17 protein-coding genes and 1 riboswitch are annotated in these 17,842 nt (G+C 71.0%); of the genes, 4 read left to right on the forward strand and 13 right to left on the reverse strand.

The window, feature by feature from the left end:
* Positions 1–15 precede the first annotated feature (15 nt).
* On the reverse strand, positions 16–1,605 hold the full coding sequence (locus CSW64_RS14720) for a phytoene desaturase family protein (RefSeq protein WP_099622813.1): 1,590 nt from the start codon (positions 1,603–1,605) through the stop codon (positions 16–18).
* 125 nt (positions 1,606–1,730) lie between these two features.
* On the opposite strand from CSW64_RS14720, the gene CSW64_RS14725 reads away from it, so the two are divergent.
* Positions 1,731–3,389 (forward strand): MFS transporter, encoded by a 1,659-nt coding sequence (locus tag CSW64_RS14725; RefSeq protein WP_099622814.1) that lies wholly within the window; start codon positions 1,731–1,733, stop codon positions 3,387–3,389.
* Here the strand turns inward: CSW64_RS14725 and CSW64_RS14730 are convergent.
* The 11 genes from CSW64_RS14730 to CSW64_RS14780 all read right to left on the reverse strand — a co-directional run bounded on the left by CSW64_RS14730 (position 3,386) and on the right by CSW64_RS14780 (position 14,134).
* Complete coding sequence (locus tag CSW64_RS14730) at positions 3,386–3,886, reverse strand: DUF2867 domain-containing protein (protein WP_245863715.1); 501 nt, start codon at positions 3,884–3,886, stop codon at positions 3,386–3,388. The genes CSW64_RS14725 and CSW64_RS14730 overlap by 4 nt on opposite strands.
* Positions 3,887–4,009: 123 nt before the next feature.
* Positions 4,010–4,498, reverse strand: a complete 489-nt coding sequence (locus tag CSW64_RS14735) for a tyrosine phosphatase family protein (RefSeq protein ID WP_099622815.1) — start codon at positions 4,496–4,498, stop codon at positions 4,010–4,012.
* The gene (cobS, locus tag CSW64_RS14740; protein ID WP_099622816.1) at positions 4,495–5,253 is read right to left on the reverse strand and encodes an adenosylcobinamide-GDP ribazoletransferase; all 759 of its coding nucleotides are present in this window, start codon (positions 5,251–5,253) and stop codon (positions 4,495–4,497) included. The genes CSW64_RS14735 and cobS overlap by 4 nt, the downstream gene beginning before the upstream one ends.
* On the reverse strand, positions 5,250–6,272 hold the full coding sequence (gene cobT / locus CSW64_RS14745; RefSeq protein WP_099622817.1) for a nicotinate-nucleotide--dimethylbenzimidazole phosphoribosyltransferase: 1,023 nt from the start codon (positions 6,270–6,272) through the stop codon (positions 5,250–5,252). The genes cobS and cobT overlap by 4 nt, the downstream gene beginning before the upstream one ends.
* On the reverse strand, positions 6,269–7,732 hold the full coding sequence (locus CSW64_RS14750; protein ID WP_099622818.1) for a cobyric acid synthase: 1,464 nt from the start codon (positions 7,730–7,732) through the stop codon (positions 6,269–6,271). Before CSW64_RS14750 ends, cobT begins: the two co-directional genes overlap by 4 nt.
* Positions 7,720–8,661 carry an adenosylcobinamide-phosphate synthase CbiB gene (gene cbiB / locus CSW64_RS14755; protein ID WP_245863716.1) on the reverse strand — a complete coding sequence of 314 codons (942 nt, stop codon included), beginning with the start codon at positions 8,659–8,661 and terminating at the stop codon, positions 7,720–7,722. Before cbiB ends, CSW64_RS14750 begins: the two co-directional genes overlap by 13 nt.
* Positions 8,651–9,427, reverse strand: coding sequence for an ABC transporter ATP-binding protein (locus CSW64_RS14760; protein WP_099622819.1), 777 nt, complete (start codon positions 9,425–9,427; stop codon positions 8,651–8,653). Before CSW64_RS14760 ends, cbiB begins: the two co-directional genes overlap by 11 nt.
* Positions 9,424–10,404, reverse strand: coding sequence for a FecCD family ABC transporter permease (locus tag CSW64_RS14765; protein ID WP_216361181.1), 981 nt, complete (start codon positions 10,402–10,404; stop codon positions 9,424–9,426). The genes CSW64_RS14760 and CSW64_RS14765 overlap by 4 nt, the downstream gene beginning before the upstream one ends.
* Complete coding sequence (locus CSW64_RS14770; RefSeq protein ID WP_245863717.1) at positions 10,401–11,252, reverse strand: ABC transporter substrate-binding protein; 852 nt, start codon at positions 11,250–11,252, stop codon at positions 10,401–10,403. Before CSW64_RS14770 ends, CSW64_RS14765 begins: the two co-directional genes overlap by 4 nt.
* Positions 11,249–12,136, reverse strand: a complete 888-nt coding sequence (locus CSW64_RS14775; RefSeq protein ID WP_245863718.1) for an aminotransferase class I/II-fold pyridoxal phosphate-dependent enzyme — start codon at positions 12,134–12,136, stop codon at positions 11,249–11,251. The genes CSW64_RS14770 and CSW64_RS14775 overlap by 4 nt, the downstream gene beginning before the upstream one ends.
* A 69-nt stretch (positions 12,137–12,205) precedes the next feature.
* Positions 12,206–14,134 carry a TonB-dependent receptor plug domain-containing protein gene (locus CSW64_RS14780; RefSeq protein ID WP_099622821.1) on the reverse strand — a complete coding sequence of 643 codons (1,929 nt, stop codon included), beginning with the start codon at positions 14,132–14,134 and terminating at the stop codon, positions 12,206–12,208.
* 135 nt (positions 14,135–14,269) lie between these two features.
* Positions 14,270–14,461, reverse strand: a riboswitch (cobalamin riboswitch).
* Positions 14,462–14,496: 35 nt separating this feature from the next.
* Between CSW64_RS14780 and cobU the strand changes: the two genes are divergently transcribed.
* The 3 genes from cobU (at position 14,497) to CSW64_RS14795 (ending at position 16,228) form a co-directional block, all read left to right on the forward strand.
* On the forward strand, positions 14,497–15,021 hold the full coding sequence (gene cobU, locus CSW64_RS14785) for a bifunctional adenosylcobinamide kinase/adenosylcobinamide-phosphate guanylyltransferase (RefSeq protein WP_099622822.1): 525 nt from the start codon (positions 14,497–14,499) through the stop codon (positions 15,019–15,021).
* 31 nt (positions 15,022–15,052) lie between these two features.
* Complete coding sequence (cobO, locus tag CSW64_RS14790) at positions 15,053–15,673, forward strand: cob(I)yrinic acid a,c-diamide adenosyltransferase (RefSeq protein ID WP_099622823.1); 621 nt, start codon at positions 15,053–15,055, stop codon at positions 15,671–15,673.
* 78 nt (positions 15,674–15,751) lie between these two features.
* The gene (locus CSW64_RS14795; RefSeq protein WP_099622824.1) at positions 15,752–16,228 is read left to right on the forward strand and encodes a flavin reductase family protein; all 477 of its coding nucleotides are present in this window, start codon (positions 15,752–15,754) and stop codon (positions 16,226–16,228) included.
* A gap of 5 nt (positions 16,229–16,233) precedes the next feature.
* On the opposite strand, the gene CSW64_RS14800 is transcribed toward CSW64_RS14795, so the two are convergent.
* Positions 16,234–17,829: a bifunctional aspartate transaminase/aspartate 4-decarboxylase gene (locus CSW64_RS14800; RefSeq protein ID WP_099622825.1), complete on the reverse strand. Its 1,596-nt coding sequence runs from the start codon at positions 17,827–17,829 to the stop codon at positions 16,234–16,236.
* Positions 17,830–17,842 lie beyond the last annotated feature (13 nt).

The following is a 17,842-nucleotide window of genomic DNA, read 5'->3' on the forward strand; positions in this document are numbered from 1 at the left end:
CGGCGCGGATGGGCGTCAACGGCGGCTGCCCAGGTCCTTCAGCATTTCCCGGGCGGCGTTGCGCCCCGGTGCGCCGGTCACGCCGCCGCCGGGATGGGTTCCCGCCCCGCACAGATAGAGCCCCGGGACAGGCGCGCGATAGGCTCCGGCGCCCAGCACGGGGCGGGCCGAGAACATCTGGTCCAGGCTCAGGACCCCGTGGAAGATGTCGCCGCCGATCAGGCCGAAATCCCGCTCCAGGTCGAGCGGGCTCTTGATCTGTCGGCCCAGGACCGAGGCCTTGAACCCCGGCGCCCAGCGATCGACGGTGTCGATCATCAGGTCGGCGACTTCCTCCCGGCAGTCGTCCCAGGATCGGCCATCCGGCAGCTTCGGCGCGACGTGCTGGCAGAACAGGCTGGCCACATGCCGGCCGGCCGGCGCCAGGCTGTCGTCCAGCGTGGAGGGGATCAGCATCTCGACGATCGGCTCTCGCGACCAGCCGTACGCGCGGGCGTCGGCATGGGCCCGCTCCATGTAGGCCAGGCTGGGCGCGATGATGATCCCGGCGGTCAGGTGGTCGCCAGGCTCCGGCAGGCAGGTGAACCGCGGCGGCTCCGACAGCGCCACGTTCATCCGGAAGGTGCCTGACCCGGACCGGTAGCGGTCGATGCGCTCGCGGAAGTCGGTCGGCAACAGCGCCGGGTCGACCAGCCGCTCGAACAGGATCTTCGGATGGGTGTTGGACGCCACCGCCCGCGCCCGGATCGTCTCTCCCCTGTCCGTGACCACGCCGACCGCCCGGCCGCGCTCGGTCAGCACCTCGGCGACGCCCTCGCCGGCGCGGATCTCGACGCCCCTCTCGCGACAGGCCGCGGCCATCGCCTGGGTGATCGCGCCCATGCCGCCGATCGCATGCCCCCAGGCCCCCTTCTTGCCATTCACCTCGCCGAAGACGTGGTGCAGCAGCACATAGGCCGAGCCCGGCGCGTAGGGGCTGGCGTAGTTACCGACGACGCCGTCGAAGCCCAGAACCGCCTTGATCGGGCCGCTCTCGAACCAGCCGTCCAGCCAGTCGCCCGCCGACTGCGAGAACAGGGCCAGCAGGTCGCGCCGCGCGGTGACGTCCAGCTTGGACAGCTTCCGCCCGAGGGCCGCGCCCTTGATCAGCTCCGGGATCGCCCGGACCCAGCCGCCCTCGACCATGTCCGGCGGCGTCTCCAGGACCAACGCGCGCAGCAGGTCGGCGATGGCGTCGAGGCGGTCGTTGTAGGCGTCCAGCCGCTCGGCGTCCCTGACCGAGAACTTCGCCACCTCGGCCTTGGTCCGCCCTTCCCCGGTCAGCAGATAGCCGTCCGGCAGCGGCAGGAAGTTGGAGGCCTTGCGCTCGACGACCCGAAGCCCGTGGCGCGGCAGGTCCAGGTCGGCGATGACCTTGGGATTGAGCAGGCTGACGGTGTAGCTGGCGACGGAGTTGCGGAAGCCGGGATGGAACTCTTCCGTCACCGCCGCCCCGCCGACGACCTCGCGCCGTTCGAGCACGGTCACCTTCAACCCTGCCCGGGCGAGGTAGAAGGCGCAGACGAGGCCGTTGTGGCCGGCTCCGATAACGACGACGTCGGTCATGGCCTGGATGTCGCACGGCGTTCGCCGACGCGCCAGCGATGCGAAGATTGGGGCTCCGCTTCCGACCGATGTTCTGCCAACCTGCGCGGCGAGCGTCCGGCGGAGACCGGCCAGGGAGGGACCGGATGTCGGAGACAGCGGAAGGGGAAGGCCGTCCCGTCGGCCGCAAGGACGGGATGGTCATCGGCGCGGCTTCGGTCGGGACCGTGTTCGAGTGGTACGACTTCTATCTGTACGGCTCGCTGGCCACCTACATCACCCACCACTTCTTCTCGGGGGTAAACGAGACCACGGGCTACATCTTCGCCCTGCTGGCCTTCGCCGCCGGGTTCGCGGTCCGGCCGTTCGGGGCCATCGTGTTCGGCCGGCTGGGCGATCTCTGGGGCCGCAAGAACACCTTCCTGGTCACCATGCTGCTGATGGGCCTGTCGACCTTCGTGGTCGGCCTGCTGCCCTCCTACGAGCAGATCGGCGTCGCCGCCCCGATCTTGCTGGTGGTCATGCGCCTGATCCAGGGCCTGGCCCTGGGCGGCGAGTACGGCGGCGCGGCCACCTATGTCGCCGAACACGCCCCGCAGGGCCGGCGCGGCCTCTACACCAGCTTCATCCAGATCACCGCCACCTTCGGCCTGTTCCTGAGCCTGGTGGTGATCCTGCTGACCCGCTCCGGCGTCGGCGAGGAGACCTTCCAGGCCTGGGGCTGGCGCATCCCCTTCCTGATCTCGATCCTGCTGCTCGGCGTCTCGCTGTGGATCCGTCTGCAGCTCAACGAGAGTCCCGCCTTCCAGCGCATGGTCGCCGAGGGCAAGGCCAGCAAGAAGCCGCTGAAGGACGCCTTCGGCCGCTGGAGCAACCTGAAGATCGTGCTGCTGGCCCTGGTCGGCCTGACCGCCGGCCAGGCGGTGGTCTGGTACACGGGGCAGTTCTACGCCCTGTTCTTCCTGGAGAAGATGCTCAAGGTCGACGGCGCCCTGACCAACAGCCTGGTCGCCATCGCCCTGCTGCTGGGCACGCCCTTCTTCGTCTTCTTCGGCTGGCTGTCGGACAAGGTCGGCCGCAAGCCGATCATCATGGCCGGCTGCCTGCTGGCGGCCGTGACCTACTTCCCGCTGTTCGGCGCCCTGACCATGGCGGCCAACCCGCAGTTGGCCCGGGCCGCCGCCAGCGCGCCCGTGACCGTCATCGCCGATCCCGCCGACTGCTCGTTCCAGTTCGACCCGGTCGGCAAGACGGTGTTCAACACCAGCTGCGACCTGGCCAAGTCCTATCTGGCCAAGGCGGGGATCACCTACCAGAACCAGGCCGCTCCGGCGGGGAGCCTGGCCCGGGTCCAGATCGGCGACCGGGTCCTGCCGTCCTTCGCCGGCGACAAGATGGACAAGGCCGGATTCAAGGACCGCAAGGCCGTCTGGGAGAAGGACCTGGGGGCCGCCCTGAAGGCCGCCGGCTATCCGGCCAAGGCCGACAGCGCCCTGGTCAACAAGCCGCTGGTCGTGGCGATCCTGACCCTGCTGGTGATCTATGTCACCATGGTCTACGGCCCGATCGCGGCGATGCTGGTGGAGCTGTTCCCGACCAACATCCGCTACACCTCGATGAGCCTGCCCTACCACATCGGCAACGGCTGGTTCGGCGGCTTCCTGCCCACGACGGCCTTCGCCATGGTCGCCGCGACGGGCGATATCTACTACGGCCTCTGGTACCCGGTGGTGATCGCGGCCGTCACGGTGGTCGTGGGGATGCTGTTCCTGCGCGAGACCAAGGACGTGGATATCGAAGCCTAGGCCGCCGCCAGGCGCCGGGCCGTGGCGCGCAGCAGGGCGCGGGCGTACAGGCGATGGAACGGAACCATGACGCGGAAGCCGAAGCCCAGGCCGCCGGTCTTCCGGCGCGGGACCAGCGCGGTGCCGAAGTAGAGGGTGGTCGCCGCCTCCGTCGCTGCGCTCATGAGCCACGACCGCGACGCCCCCTGGAAGTCGCATAGCAGGATCTGGTCTTCGCCCCGCGCCTCCACGGTCCAGGCGGCGAACGCCTCGGTCTCGCCGGCGGCCAGCCGCCGCGCCTCGTCGTCGGTCGAGGGCCGCGCGACCAGCAGGGCGAGCACAAGCCGCTCCAGCTTGAACAGCGCCGTGGTGTAGAAGGCTTCGATATAGGCCGTCTGGGTGAACCGGCCCGGGAGGGTCACAGCGAAACAGTCGACGTAGCCGCCCGCGCCCTCGTAACGCCCCAGCTGAGCGCCCGGCGGCAGAGAGACGGCTTCGATGGGTCCGTGTCGCGTCATGGGTCCCCCGCTTCGCTCTATATTCCGCCATCCTCGCGACGAGCGCGAGGATGACGGTTTGGGGTGGGAGCAGCGGACAGCGGCCATGGGAGAGCGGATAGCCGCGTGAGCGACCCGCCGCCCCTACGACATCACCAGCACCGGTCCCTCGAAGGCCTCCCGCCCCCGCCCAATCCCGGCGATCGCCGCCGTCATCGCCCCGCCCCGCTCCAGCAACTCATCCGCCAGCGCCACCATCAGCGGGTTCGGCGTCGCTTCCGGCGAAGCCGCCCGCAACGTCTGGGCCAGCCGCGCTTCCTCGCCCGCCCCCGCCCGCCGGCAGGCGAGCAGATAGGCCGCCGCCGGGGAGCGGCTGACGCCAGCAAAGCAGTGGACCAGCAGCGGCCCCTCGTCCGCCGCGTCGGCGAAGGCGAACAGGCGCTCGATGATCGCCGTATCGGCCGCGATCAGCCCCTCGCGGGGCTCGGCGATGTCGTTGAAGCACAGCACCAGCCGCTCGACACCCGCTATCCGCGGCGCCTCGGCGTCGGGCGAGATCAGGCTGGCGACATGGGTCGGGCGATAGCGTTCGATCGCTTCCGCAAGCCGGCTGGCCGGACAGGCGATGATCACGCCAGCACCGCCGCCACGCCGAGCAGGAAGCCCAGCTCGAACAGCTGCTCGACTCCGCCCAGCACGTCGCCGGTATGGCCGCCGATCAGCCGCCGCGCCGCCAGCGCCAGCAGAGCCGCGAGCACGGCGCCGAACGCCAGTCCCGCGCTCACCGCCGGCAGCGGCAGGAAGACCAGCGGCCAGGCCGCCAGGGCCACGGCGACCAGCGTCTCCCAGGTCCTCACACCCCGGGGCAGCGGCTTCCATTTGGCGCCGTCGCCGTCCCCCGCGTAGGGCGTCAACCGCATCGTGACCACCGCCGCCGCCCGACCGACGCCGTGGGCGGCCAGCAGCGCGGTCGCCGCCATCCAGGGCGCCGGGAGCGTGGCCAACGCCGCCGCCTTCAGCGCCAGCACCATGACCACCGCCAGGGCGCCGTAGGTCCCCAGGCGGCTGTCCTTCATGATCTCCAGGCGACGCTCAGGGGTCTGGCCGCCGCCCAGGCCGTCGAAGCTGTCGGCCAGCCCGTCCTCGTGGAAGCAGCCGGTGATCAGCAACCCGACCGCCAGCGCCAGCAGCACCGGGACCCAGCCGCCCCACAGCTGCGCCGCCACGATCAGCACCACCGCCGACAGTCCGCCGACCACCTGCCCGACCAGCGGGAAGTAACGGGCCGAGCGCGTCACCCAGTCCGGCTCGAACCGCTTCAGCTCCGGCATGGGCAGCCGGGTCAGAAACTGCACGGCGCAGAGGAAGAGCTCGACCTGTCGGATCACAGCCGGCCCGCCAATACGTCCTCGAGGCTGGCCACCTCCTCCAGCAGGCCCGCCGCCGCCCGCACGACCGGCACGACCAGCAGGGCGCCGGTCCCCTCGCCCAGGCGCAGGCCCAGGTCGAGCAGCGGCTCGGCGCCCAGCGCCTCCAGCAGCAGCCGGTGCCCGCGCTCGGCCGAACAGTGGGCGAAGACGCAGTAGTCCGCCGCCGCCGGCTGCAGCCGGATCGCCGCCAGCGCGGCCGCGGTGCAGATGAAGCCGTCGACCAGCACCGGCCTGCCCGCCGCCGCCGCGCCGAGGATGGCCCCGGCCATGGTCACGATCTCCAGCCCGCCGAACTCGCGCAGCACGTCCAACGGCGCCCTCGCGTCGGACCGCGCCGCCGCCTGCGCCAGCACCGTCTGCTTGCGCGCCATCCCGGCCGCGTCGTGACCCGCTCCGACGCCGATGCAGTCGGCCAGCGGCGCCGGCGCCAACCGGTGCATGATCAGAGCCGCCGAGGCGGTGTTGCCGATGCCCATCTCGCCCAGCACCAGGATGTCGTAGGGCTCCGACGCCGCGATCCGCGCGCCGTTGGCCAGCGCCGCCTCGACCTCCGCGCCGGTCAAGGCGGCCTCCTCGGCGGCGTTGCGCGTGCCGTGACGGACCTTGGCGGCGATCAGGGCGGGATGCGTGGGCAGGTCGCTGGCCACGCCCGCGTCGACCACCTTCACCGTAGCTCCCGCCGCCTTGGCGAAGACGTTGGCGCTGGCCTTGCCGGCCAGGAAGGTGGCGACCATCGCCGCCGTCACCTCGGACGGATAGGCGGAAACCCCGCTTTGGTTCAGACCGTGGTCGCCCGCAAACACCAGCAGCAACGCCTCGCCGGTCGCCGGCGCCTTGCCGCCGCCGATCAGGCCCAGCCGCACGGCCAGATCCTCGATCCGCCCGAGCGCGCCCAGCGGCTTGGCCTTGCCGTCGATGGCGGCGCGCAGGCCGCTCTCCAGGGCGCGGTCGACAGGGGGGACGACGGGCAGGCTCATGCTGACAGCTCCAGGCCGGCGATCCTGGCGATCGCGGGAATGTCGAAGGCGGCCTCCAGCTGGGCCGCGATGGCGTCGAGGGCGGCGTCGACGACGGCGTTCTGATCCAGCGCGTCGGACGTCGCGTCCAACCCGGCCAGGAACGCCGCCCGCGCTTCGCCCCGCGCGAACAGTCCATGGACATAGGCGCCGGCGACCCGGCCGTCCGCCGACACCGCGCCGTCCGTCGTTCCGTCGTCGAAGGTCAGCAGCGACCGCGCCGCGCCTGGGCCGACGGTGCGGCCGACATGCATCTCGTAGCCCTCGAACCGCGCCTCGCCCCAGCGGCCGGCGACCGGCCGCAGCGTCTTCTCATCGGTCAGCACCGTCTCGACGTCGAGAAGACCCAGGCCCGGCGCCTCGCCCGGCGGGCCCTCGATCCCGTCGGGGTCGGCCACGGTCCGGCCCAGCATCTGGTAGCCGCCGCAGACGCCCAGCACCCGTCCGCCCCGTCGGACATGCGCGGCCAGGTCGACGTCCCAGCCCTGGGCCCGCAGGAAGGCCAGATCCGCCAGCGTCGCCTTGGTCCCCGGCAGGATCACCAGGTCGGCGTCTCCCGGCAACGGCCGGCCCGGCGGCACGAAGCCGAAGTCCACGTCGGGCTCCCCCCGCAACGGGTCGAAGTCGTCGAAGTTGGCGATCCGCGACAGCATCGGCACGGCGATCCGAACCCTCCGCGCCTCGCCCGCCGCCGCGCGGTCCAGCACCACCGCATCCTCAGCCGGCAGAGCCTTGGCCGCCGCCAGCCAGGGCGCCATGCCGAGGTCCGGCCAGCCGGTGCGGCGCACGATCTCGGCCCGTCCGTCCTGGAACAGGCTTGGATCGCCACGGAACTTGTTGATCAGGAAGCCCCGGATCATCGCCCGGTCGGCCTCGTCCAGCACAGCGTGCGCCCCGACCAGGGCGGCGATCACATGCCCTCGGTCGATGTCCCCGACCAGCACCACCGGCACGCCAGCGGCGATGGCGAAGCCCATGTTGGCGATGTCGCCGACCCGCAGGTTGATCTCGGCAGGACTGCCGGCCCCCTCCACGATCACCAGATCGCTCTCGGCCTCCAGTCTGCGGAAGCTCTCGACGACGGTGTCCAGCAGGTTCGCCTTGGCCTCCTGGTAGCCGCGCGCCTTCCAGGTTCCCGCCATCCTCCCGCGCACGATCAGCTGGGCGCCGACGTCGCTCTGGGGCTTGAGCAGCACGGGGTTCATGTCGACCGTCGGCGGGGTCCGGCAGGCGACGGCCTGCAGCGCCTGGGCTCGGCCGATCTCGCCGCCGTCGGCGGTGACGGCGGCGTTGTTGGACATGTTCTGAGGCTTGAACGGCCGCACCGTCAGGCCGCGGTTGGCGAACAGCCGGCACAGTCCGGCGACCAGCACCGACTTGCCCACGTCCGAGCCACAGCCCTGAATCATCAGCGCGGCCACATCAGTCCTCCCACAAGCAGCAGGAGCCATAGCAGGCCGCAGGCCCGGATGTAGACGCCCAGTCCGCGTTTCAGGTCGCCCGCTTCCGGCCGCCGCCCCTCGCCGAACACCGGCCGCTGGCTGACGACGCCGTCATAGCGCACCGGCCCGCCCAGCTGGACGCCCAGGCCTCCGGCCATCGCCGCCTCGGTCCAGCCGGCGTTGGGCGAGGCGTGCTTACGGGCGTCGCGCAGCATGGTCCGCCACCCCTTCCCGGCCGCCAGGGCGATCAGGCCGCCGGCGATCCGCGCGGGAATCCAGTTCATCAGGTCGTCGGCCTTGGCGGCGGCCCAGCCGAACGCCCGCCAACGGGGCTCCATATGGCCGATCATGCTGTCGGCGGTGTTCACGGCCTTGTAGGCGAACAGCCCCGGCAGGCCGCCGACGACGAACCAGAACACCGGCGCCACGACGCCGTCGTTGAAGCTTTCCGCCAGACTCTCCAGCGCCGCCGTGGCGACCTCGGCCTCGTCCATGGTCTCGGTGTCGCGGCCGACGATCATGCCCACTGCCGTCTGCGCGCCGGGCAGGCTCCCCGCCGTCAGCGGTCGGGCGACGGCCGCGACGTGGTCGTACAGGCTGCGCTGGGCCAGGCCGAGCGAGCCCGCCAGGATCACGACGGCGAAGGCGACAATCTCGGGCAGCGGCAGACTCTCGATCAAGACCCCCGCAACCACCATGGTGACGATCAGGATCGCGACCGTCGCCACGCCCAGCTCTCGCCGCCGCCGCTCGGGCGTCTCGGGATCGTTCCAGCGCCGCTCCAGCCCGGCGATCAGGCCGCCGATCCACACGACCGGATGCGGCAGGCGGCTCTGCAGCCAGGCCGGATAGCCGACCGTCGCCTCGACGATCAGCGCCGCCAGAACCAGCCAGGGGTCAAACGGCACGCCCCACCACCTCGATCATTGGACCGCTCTCGCCCTCCAGAATTCGAGCGCGGACTCCGTAGGCGCGGGCCAGCACCTGCGGCGACAAGGCCTCGACCGGCGCGCCCTCGGCGATCACCGTCCCCTCGGCAAGCACCAGGACCCGGTCGGCCATCCGCAGGGCCATGTCCAGGTCGTGCAGCGTGACGACCACGCCAAGCCCGCCGTCCGCGGCCAGCCGCCGGAACAGGGCCGCGGCGTCCAGGGCGTGGCCGGGATCGAGGCCGGTCAGCGGCTCGTCGGCCAGCAGCCAGCGGCTCTGTCCGGCCAGGGCTCGGGCGATCAGCACGCGGGCCCGCTCGCCGCCCGACAAGGTGGTGACGACCCGGTTCGCGAACGCGGAGACGCCGGTCTCCTCCATCGCCGCCTCGACCGCCGCCTGGTCCTCGGCGCCCAGGCCCCAGGACCCGGTCCAGGGGGTGCGCCCAAGGCCGACGTAGGTGCGCACGTCGACCGCCCAGGCGATCTCCGGCGTCTGCGGAAGGAAGGCCATCCGCCTGGCCCGCTCTCGCGGCGACAGGGACGTCAGCGGCTCGACCCCGAGCCGGACCGCGCCGACGGTCGGCGTGCGCAGCCCCGCCAGGCAGGCCAACAGAGTAGACTTGCCGGCTCCGTTGGGGCCGACCACGGCGGTCACGCGTCCGGCCTCGAACCGGGCGCTGACGCCGTCGACGACGGCCCGGCCGCCGAGCCGGACGCTCAGGCTGTCCGCGATCAGGTCGCTCACGCCATCCTCCGTCGCATGGCGATCAGCAGGACCAGGAAGAACGGCCCGCCCAGCGCCGCCATGGCCACGCTCAGCTTCACCTCGGTCGCCGCCGGGGTGACGCGCACCAGCATGTCCGCCGCCAGGACCAGGGCAGCGCCGCCGAGCGCCGACGGGACCAGCAACGCTCCGGGCCGCGCGCCGACCAGGGGCCGCAGCAGGTGCGGCACGATCAGGCCGACGAAGCCGATGACGCCGGTCACCGCCACGCTCGCCCCCACCGCGCAGGCGACGCCGGCCGCCAGGGCCAGCCGCGTCAGGCGCAGGTCGACGCCCAGCGACCGCGCGCCGGTCTCGCCCAGGGTCAGCGCGTCGAGCGCCTTGCTGGTGGTCAGCAGCAGGACGCCGCCGATCACGATCCCCGGCCAGGCCAGTTTCAGCTCCTCGACGCTGCGGTCGGCCAGCGAGCCGAGCAGCCAGTTGACGATCTCGTTCACCGCCCAGGGGTTGGGCGCCAGGTTCAGGGCCAGCGCGACGCCCGCGCCGGCCACCGTCTGGACGATCACCCCGGCCAGGATGAAGGTCACCACGCTGGAGGTCGCCCCGGCCAGGAACAGCAACAGGGCCACCCCGATCGCCGCGCCCAGCATCGCCGCCGCCGGCAGCATCCAGGGCGCTTCGCCCGCCACCCCGAGATAGAGGGTCAACACCGCCCCGAGCGCCGCCATGGCGGACACGCCCAGCACCCCGGGATCGGCCAGCGGATTGCGGGTGTAGCCCTGCAGCGCCGCGCCGCAGAGTCCCAGTGCCCCGCCGACCAGCAGCGCCAGGACGGTGCGCGGCAGCCGCAGCTCGAACACGATCGCCGACCGCGGGTCGGCCGCCAGCCAGACATCCCAGGGCACCCAGACCCGCCCGGCGCTCAGGCTCGCGAACGCCAGCAGGGCCAGCAACAGGGCGAGGCCGCCATACAGGACCATGCGCGGCGGAGCCTTCATGCGGCGCTCCTCAGAAGGGCGCGGCGAGCCTCGACCAGGGCCTGCGCGCTCTGGATCAGCACGGGCCCGCCGCAGAACATCAGCTTCTCGGGAAAGCTCGCCACCGTCATGCGGCCGGCGACCGCCTTCAGGGCCGGATGGGTCATCACCCGGTCGGCCCAGCTGCGCGCGCCGGGGGCCGGAGCGCCGGCCAGCAGCACGCGCGGCGGATCGGCCAGCAGCCGCTCCAGCGGCACGTTGCCCCAGCGCTTGAGGCCATAGCGCGCGGCGACATTGGTGAAGCCCGCTCGGGTCATCATCTCGCTCACCAAGGTGCCCTCCCCGGCGGCGAAGCCGTTGGGCTGGTAGAGCAGCGCCTCGATCGGCGCCACGCCCTTCGGCGGCGCCGCCGCGGCCAGGGCGGCGTCGATCCGGGCGACCAGGGCCTCGCCGCGGTCCGGCCGCCCGACGAGGCGGGCCATGCGGCGCACCTGCTCCTGGCTCTCGGCGACGCTGCCGGGCACCTTGAAGCGCTCGACGGGCACGCCCAGCCGCTTCAGGGCGTTGCGGGTGGCCAGGGCCGAATGTTCACTGGTCAGAACCAGGTCCGGCCGCAGGGCGATGACCTCTTCCGCCGTCTCCCAGGTGAAGGGCAGCGTCAGGGCCAGATCGGCGATGGTCGAGCCTTCGCGTTCGCGGGCGTAGTGGCTCAGGGCCGCGATCTGCCCCCGGTCGGCCAGATGGACCAGCAGCGTATCGAGGCAGTTGTTCAACGACACCACCCGGCGGGGCGCGGTCGCGGCGCGGGCCGGCAGCGCCGCCAGTCCGGCGGCCAGGCCTCCGGCGATGACGATCCGACGGCTGGTCAAAGCGCGGCCTCCAGCCGCTCGAAGTCGTGAGGCGCGGGAAGGCCGAACCGCAGCCAGCCGGGTTCGTAGGCGAACGGCCGGGTCAGGACCCCAGCCTCGCAAAGACGTTGAAAGCGCGCCTGGGCGTCCGGCGCGGCGGCCAGGCGGAACAGGGCCGTGCCGCCGATCACCTCGAACCCCCTGCTCGTCAGCAAGGCGTCCAGCCGCGCGGCGTCCCGCTGGAGGCGCGTCAGCGTCGCCGTCCGCCAGGCCTCGTCGGCGTAGGCGGCGCGGCCCATCGCGATGGCGTCGGCGCAGACCGGCCAGTCGCCCAGCCGCGCCCGCAGTTGGCCCGCCAGGTCCGGCGAGGCGATCACAAAGCCCAGCCGCACGCCCGGCAGGCCGTAGAACTTGCCGAACGACCGCAGCACCACCAGCCGCTCGCGCTCGACCCCGGCCAGGCTCAGCGTCGGCGCGGCTTCGCCGAACGACTCGTCGACGATCAGCCAGCGCGGTTCGGCCAACAGCCGCTCCGCCGGCCAGGATCGGCCGTCCGGGTTGTTGGGATTGACCACCACCAGCCCGTCGCCGCCGGCCCGGATCGGAACCCCGGCCGCGCGCCAGGCGTCCTCATGGCCGCCATAGGTCGGACCCAGGATCTCGACGCTGGACAGGCGAAGGAGTTCGGGCAGCAGCCGCAGCCCGGCCTCGGCCCCGGCCACGGCGACGACGCGAGCGGGATCGGCGACGCCGAAGGCCCGGGCCGCCGCGGCCTCCAGCCCGGCCAGGTCGACCGGATCAGGCAGCCGCTTCAGATCATCGACGGACGCCCGGACCCCGCGCCAGGCGACGGGATTGATCCCGGTCGACAGGTCCAACCAGGGTTCGGGCGCTCGCGGATACATGGCGGCCGCCTCGGACAGGCGACCGCCATGTCGAATGGCGCCGGAGTGGGACGACGGCGCCATCCGCGTCTAGAAGCGGGCGCGCAGGCCGACGAACGCCCCGCGTCCCGGCGTCCCGTAGTTCCGGACCCGCTGATAGTCCTCGTCGAACAGGTTCTCGACGCGCCCGTAGAGCTCGACGGTGTCGTTCACCTGCCAGGAGGCGCGCAGGTCGACGACGGAATAGGCGTCGACCTTCACGGTGTTGGTCGCGTTGTCGAAGGTCTCGCCGACGTAGCGCAGCGAGGCGGTGGTGCTGACGTCCGGCGTCCAGGCCCAGGTCGCCGACAGGTTGCCCATATGCTCGGGACGGCGAGTCAGCTGCTTGCCGTTGTTGGGGCCCGAAGCGTTCTGAGCGTCCGTCCAGGTGTAGTTGGCCGACAGGGACAGCTGGTCGCCCAGGCGGGCCTTGCCGATCAGTTCGACGCCCTGGGTCTCGGTCTTCTGGGTGTTCTTGTAGAAGCCCGAACGGGGAACGCCGCCGACCGTGCACAGCGGGTCGGTCGAGCCGAAGCAGGATTCGAAGCGGATCTCGTTGTCCGCCTTGCGCTTGAAGTAGGTCGCCGAGACGGTGACCGCGTCGCCCAGCAGCTTCTGCTCGACGCCGGCTTCCCAGCTGTCGAACTCTTCGGGATCGAGGTTCAGGTTGCCGTATTCACTGTACAGTTCGTAGAGGCCCGGCGCCCGGAAGCCCTGGCCGAAGCTGGCCCGCAGGATGGTGCGCCCCTCGTTCAGGGCCCAGGCGGCGCCGAGCTGGCCGAGGGTGTGGTCGCCGTAGGTGTCGTGGCTGTCGCGGCGCACGCCGCCGGTGAGGGTCAGGCCCGGGATGACCTCGCCCTGCAGCTGGACATAGACGCTGTCGACCCCGGCCTTGCCGCGGCGGGTGACCGGCGCGAACGACGACCAGGTCGTCATCTCGGCGTCCTCGGTCTCGGCCCCGAAGGTGGCGTTCCAGGCCTCGGTGATCGCGAACACGCCCTGGTACTCCCAGCGCTTGTTCTGGCCGTCGGCGTCGAAGGTGGTCGGCGAGGCTTGCCGCGGGTCGAAGTTGCGGCGGTCGGTGTCGGTGTAGGCGAAGGCGAGACGGTTCTTCCAGCGACCGTCGAGCAGGTCGAAGTTCAGGCCGGTGTAGACCACCAGCTCCTTGGTCTTGCCGTACTCGGGCGAGTCCACGCCGAAACCGTCGAAGTCGTACTCGCCGTCGGAGTAGACGGCCCGCACCTCGGCCGAGACGGCGTCGGTGATCTTCAGACGGGCGCGCCCGGCCAGGCCGGTGTTGCGGTAGCCGTCCTCTTCCGCGCCGCGCTTGTAGGAGGAGAAGCCGTCGGTCGTGTAGTAGCCGCCGGCCAGGCGCCAATCGAGGCGCTCGGTCTTGCCGCCGACGCCGGCGCGCAGATAACCGGTGCCGCGCGATCCGCCCTCGACGTCGAGGTTGCCCTGGAACGGTTGTGTCGCCTCGGCGGTCACGACGTTGACCACGCCGCCGATCGCCTGGCTGCCCCAGAGGGTGGACTGGGCGCCGCGCAGCACCTCGATGCGCGAGATGTCGCCGACCAGCAGGCTGCCGAAGTTGTAGCCGCCCTGGGTCGAGGACGGGTCGTTCAGCTTCACGCCGTCGATCAGAACGACCGCATGCTGGCCTTCGGCGCCGCGGATGTTGAGCGTAGTGCTTGTGCCCGGACCGCCGTTGCTGGTGAAGCTGACGCCCGCGCTGGTCGCGAGAATATCGATGACGGCGGAACTCTGGGCCGCGTCGATGGCCTTCTTGTCCAGGACGGTGACGATCGTGGCGACCTTGCTGGCCTCGGTCGGCGAGCGGGTGGCGGTGACGACCAGCGTATCGACCGCGGTCGCGCCCGCCACGTCCGGCGTCGGCGCGGTGGGCGCTTCTTCGGCGAAGGCCGGCGCCGCGATCAGGACGGCGGCGACGGCGGTCGAGCTCATCAGGGCTCGGATCATGATGTATCCCCTTCATGACGACCCGCGCACGACGACCGTTCACGCAGGGAGGCGCGAGACCGGCCGCCGTCGCGGCTTGGTTGTTGTGTGTCGTCTCTCGGGAGTCCCCGTCCGTCTGGCGCACCCCGGCCACACGACTAACGACCACGCCGGGCAGGTCTCCTGGCTCGCGGGTCAATGCGGTGCGTGTCGCCTTCCCAGACCGAGGACCGGTCCAGTGGCCGTTGACACGCGCGCTCGCCGCCTACAGTTGCGGGGGCAGCCGGGGATTTGGCCCCGTTCCCTTTTCATCCCCCTTCCGGGGGAACCTGACGCGGGCGCAGGCCTACAGACTGCGCCGCACACCGTCAATCGGAGGCGTGATGGCGCTCACCCTGGTCCTCGGCGGCGCCCGCTCCGGCAAGAGCGCCTTCGCGCAGTCCGCCGCCGAAGCCGCTGCGGAAGGCCGCGGCGTCACGCCGGTGATGATCGTCACGGCCCAGGCCTTCGACGACGAGATGCGCGAGCGGATCGCGCGCCACATCGCCGATCGCGGCGACCGCTGGCGCACCGTCGAGTCGCCGACCGACCTCGCGGAGACCATCCGGACCCTGACCGCCGCCGACGTCGCCGTCGTCGACTGCCTGACCCTGTGGCTGACCAACGTCATGCTGGCTGACCAAAATCTCGAGGCGGAGGCGGACGCCCTGCTCGCCGCCCTGGCCGCCTGTCCCGCGCGGCTTTGGCTGGTCAGCAACGAGGTCGGCTGGGGCCTCGTGCCGGAGACGCCGCTGGGCCGCCGCTTCCGCGAGGAGGCCGGCCGGCTGCACCAGCGCATCGCGACGACGGCCGACGAGGTCTTCCTGGTCGCCGCCGGCCTGCCGCTGCTGATGAAGCCGCAGGCTTGACCGCGACGGACGCTCGCCTCACGACGGCGGCATGACCCAGCCCCTCGACGACGCCGACCGCAACGAACGCCACAACGCCCGGATGAAGAAGCTCCAGGCCGCCCGCGCCCGGCTGATGGAGACCAAGACCATCGAGCGCGGGCTGATCATCGTCCATACCGGCCCCGGCAAGGGCAAGTCGACGGCGGCCATGGGCATGGCCTGCCGGATCATCGGCCACGGCTGGAAGGTCTCGATCATCCAGTTCATCAAGGGCGCCATGACCACCGGCGAGACAGCGGTGTTCAACGCCTTCCCGGACCAGGCCGAGATCCGGGCGATGGGCGAAGGCTTCACCTGGGACACCCAGGACCGCGCCCGCGACATCGCCAAGGCCCGCGAGGCCTGGGAGGCGGCCAAGGCGCGGATCATGGACCCGGAGTGGAAGATGGTCGTGCTGGACGAGCTGAACATCGTCCTGCGCTACGACTATCTGCCGCTGGACGAGGTGCTCGACGTGCTGGCGGCCAAGCCGGCCGACACCCACATCGTCGTCACCGGCCGCAACGCCAAGCCGGAGCTCATCGAGATGGCCGATCTGGTCACCGAGATGACCCAGGTGAAACACCCCTTCAAGGACGGGGTGAAGGCCCAGGCCGGCGTGGAATTCTGACAATCGCCGTTCGGGATTGAGCGGCCCAAGGATTTATTGTAAGGATTCCTGACAATAAATCCTTGGGAGCCATGACGTATGCAGACCCGGGAAGCCTTCCGCAGCGCCCAGCGCCGCCTGGCCGCCACCGTGGCGGTGATCACCGCCGGCCAGGGCGAAGACGCCGTCGGCATCACCGCCACCGCCGTCACCTCGGTCTCGATGGACCCGCCCTCGTTGCTGGTCTGCGTCAACCGCGCGGCGAGCCTGCACGCCGTGGTGGCGGCGACGGGCCGCTTCCGGGTCACCTACCTGCGCGCCGATCAGCCTGAGGTGGCGCGCAGTTTCAGCGGCGGTCGACCTCAGGCGGAACGCTTCGGAAGCGCGGGCTGGCGGCTGGACGGCGACGGCGGCCCTGCCCTCGACGAGGCCCTCGCCGCCTGCGTCTGCGAGCTGGAAGAAGCCGTCGACTTCGGCACCCACACCATCTTCGTCGGCCGGGTGGCGCAGGCCGAGACCGGCGACGGCCGCCCCCTGCTCTACTGCGACGGCGTCTTCGGCGAACTCGCCGCCTGAGTCCGCTACTTGCCGGATTTCTTCTTCAGGAACTTGGCGTGGTAGCGCTCGATCAGGCCGCGAGCGGCCCGGCCGATCTTCTCGTAGTCGGTCTCATTGAGGTTCGCGAGCGACACCCGGCCTGACGGGTGCTGTGCGCCGAAACCGCGTCCGGGCAGCAGGACGACGCCGGACTCCTTGGCCAGCTCGAACAGCAGCTCGCTTGGATTGACCGACTTGAGCAGCCACTCCACGAACGGCTTGCCGTAGGCCTTGGCGCCGAGGATCTCCAGGTCCAGCAAGGTGTAGTAGCCGACCTCGTTGGCGTCGCGCTCGGGTGTGATTCCGATCTCGCGATACAGCGCCCGCTCCCGGCTTCGGATCAGCCGTTTCATCGCCGCCTTGTAGTCCTGCTCGGTGTCCATCAGCGAGAACAGCGAGAACAGGACCATCTGCACCTGCTGCGGCGTCGAGAGGCCGGCGGTGTGGTTGAGGGCCACCGTCCGGCTATCGGCGACCAGGCGGTCGATGAACTTCAGACCGCGCGGATCGGTGGTGATCGAGGCGTAGCGCTTGTCGAGTTCCTTCTTGGTCTTCTCCGGCAGGGCCGCGATGGCGCGGTCCAGGACGTTGTCCTCGTGGGTGGCGATGACCCCCAGCCGCCAGCCGGTCGCCCCGAAGTACTTCGAGTAGGAGTAGACCAGGATGGTGTTGTGCGGCGCGATCGCGAACAGCGAGGTGAAGTCGTCGGCGAAGGTGCCGTAGACGTCGTCGGTCAGGATGATCAGGTCCGGCCGCGCCTTGGCGATCTCGGCGATCTGAGCCAGGGATTCCTCGCTCATCTTCACCGACGGCGGATTGCTGGGATTGACCAGGAAGAAGGCCTTCACCGCCGGGTCGCGCAGCTTGTCGATCTCGGCCTTGGAATACTGCCAGCCGTTGGCCGGATCGGCCTCGATGTGCACGGTCTTGAGCTGGTAGTCGTTCAGTTCGGGGATCTCGATGTAGGGCGTGAAGATCGGCAGCCCCAGGGCGATGGTGTCGCCGGGCCCGAGCAGCCGGTTCTCGCGCAGGGTGTTGAAGATGTAGGTCATCGCCGCCGTGCCGCCTTCGGTGGCGAACAGGTCGAAATGGCCGACGAACGGATGGGCGCCGATCATCTCCTCGCGGATGTAGCGGGCGACGATCTGCTCGCTGAGCTTCAGCATCCGGTCGGGCACCGGATAGTTGCAGGCCAGGATCCCCTCGCACATCTCGTAGAGGAACTGGCTCGCGTCGAGGCCCAGCTGGTCGCGGACGTAGGACACGCAGCGGGCCAGGAATCTCATCCCCGGCGTCGTCGCGTGTTCGCGGTAGTAGATCTCGAACCGGTCCTCGATGCCCGCCAGCCGCGGGAAGCCGCCGACGCCTTCCGGCAGGTAGGTGAACGACCGCTCGGCCTCGCGCATGGCGAACAGGCCCAGCCGCCAGAAGCCGTGCCGCGGGATGGTGGCCAGGAAGTTCGGGTTGCCCCGCCCGGCGTTCAGCATCAGCCGGTTCTCGACGCTGGACGCCAGCTTGATCAGTTCGTCCTTGAGCTCGAAGGGGCTCAGCTGCGCCAGCTTGGACTTGTCGGACGGCATGGCGGTTCTCCTC

The organism is Caulobacter mirabilis, from assembly GCF_002749615.1.
GTDB classification, from domain to species: Bacteria; Pseudomonadota; Alphaproteobacteria; order Caulobacterales; family Caulobacteraceae; genus Caulobacter; species Caulobacter mirabilis.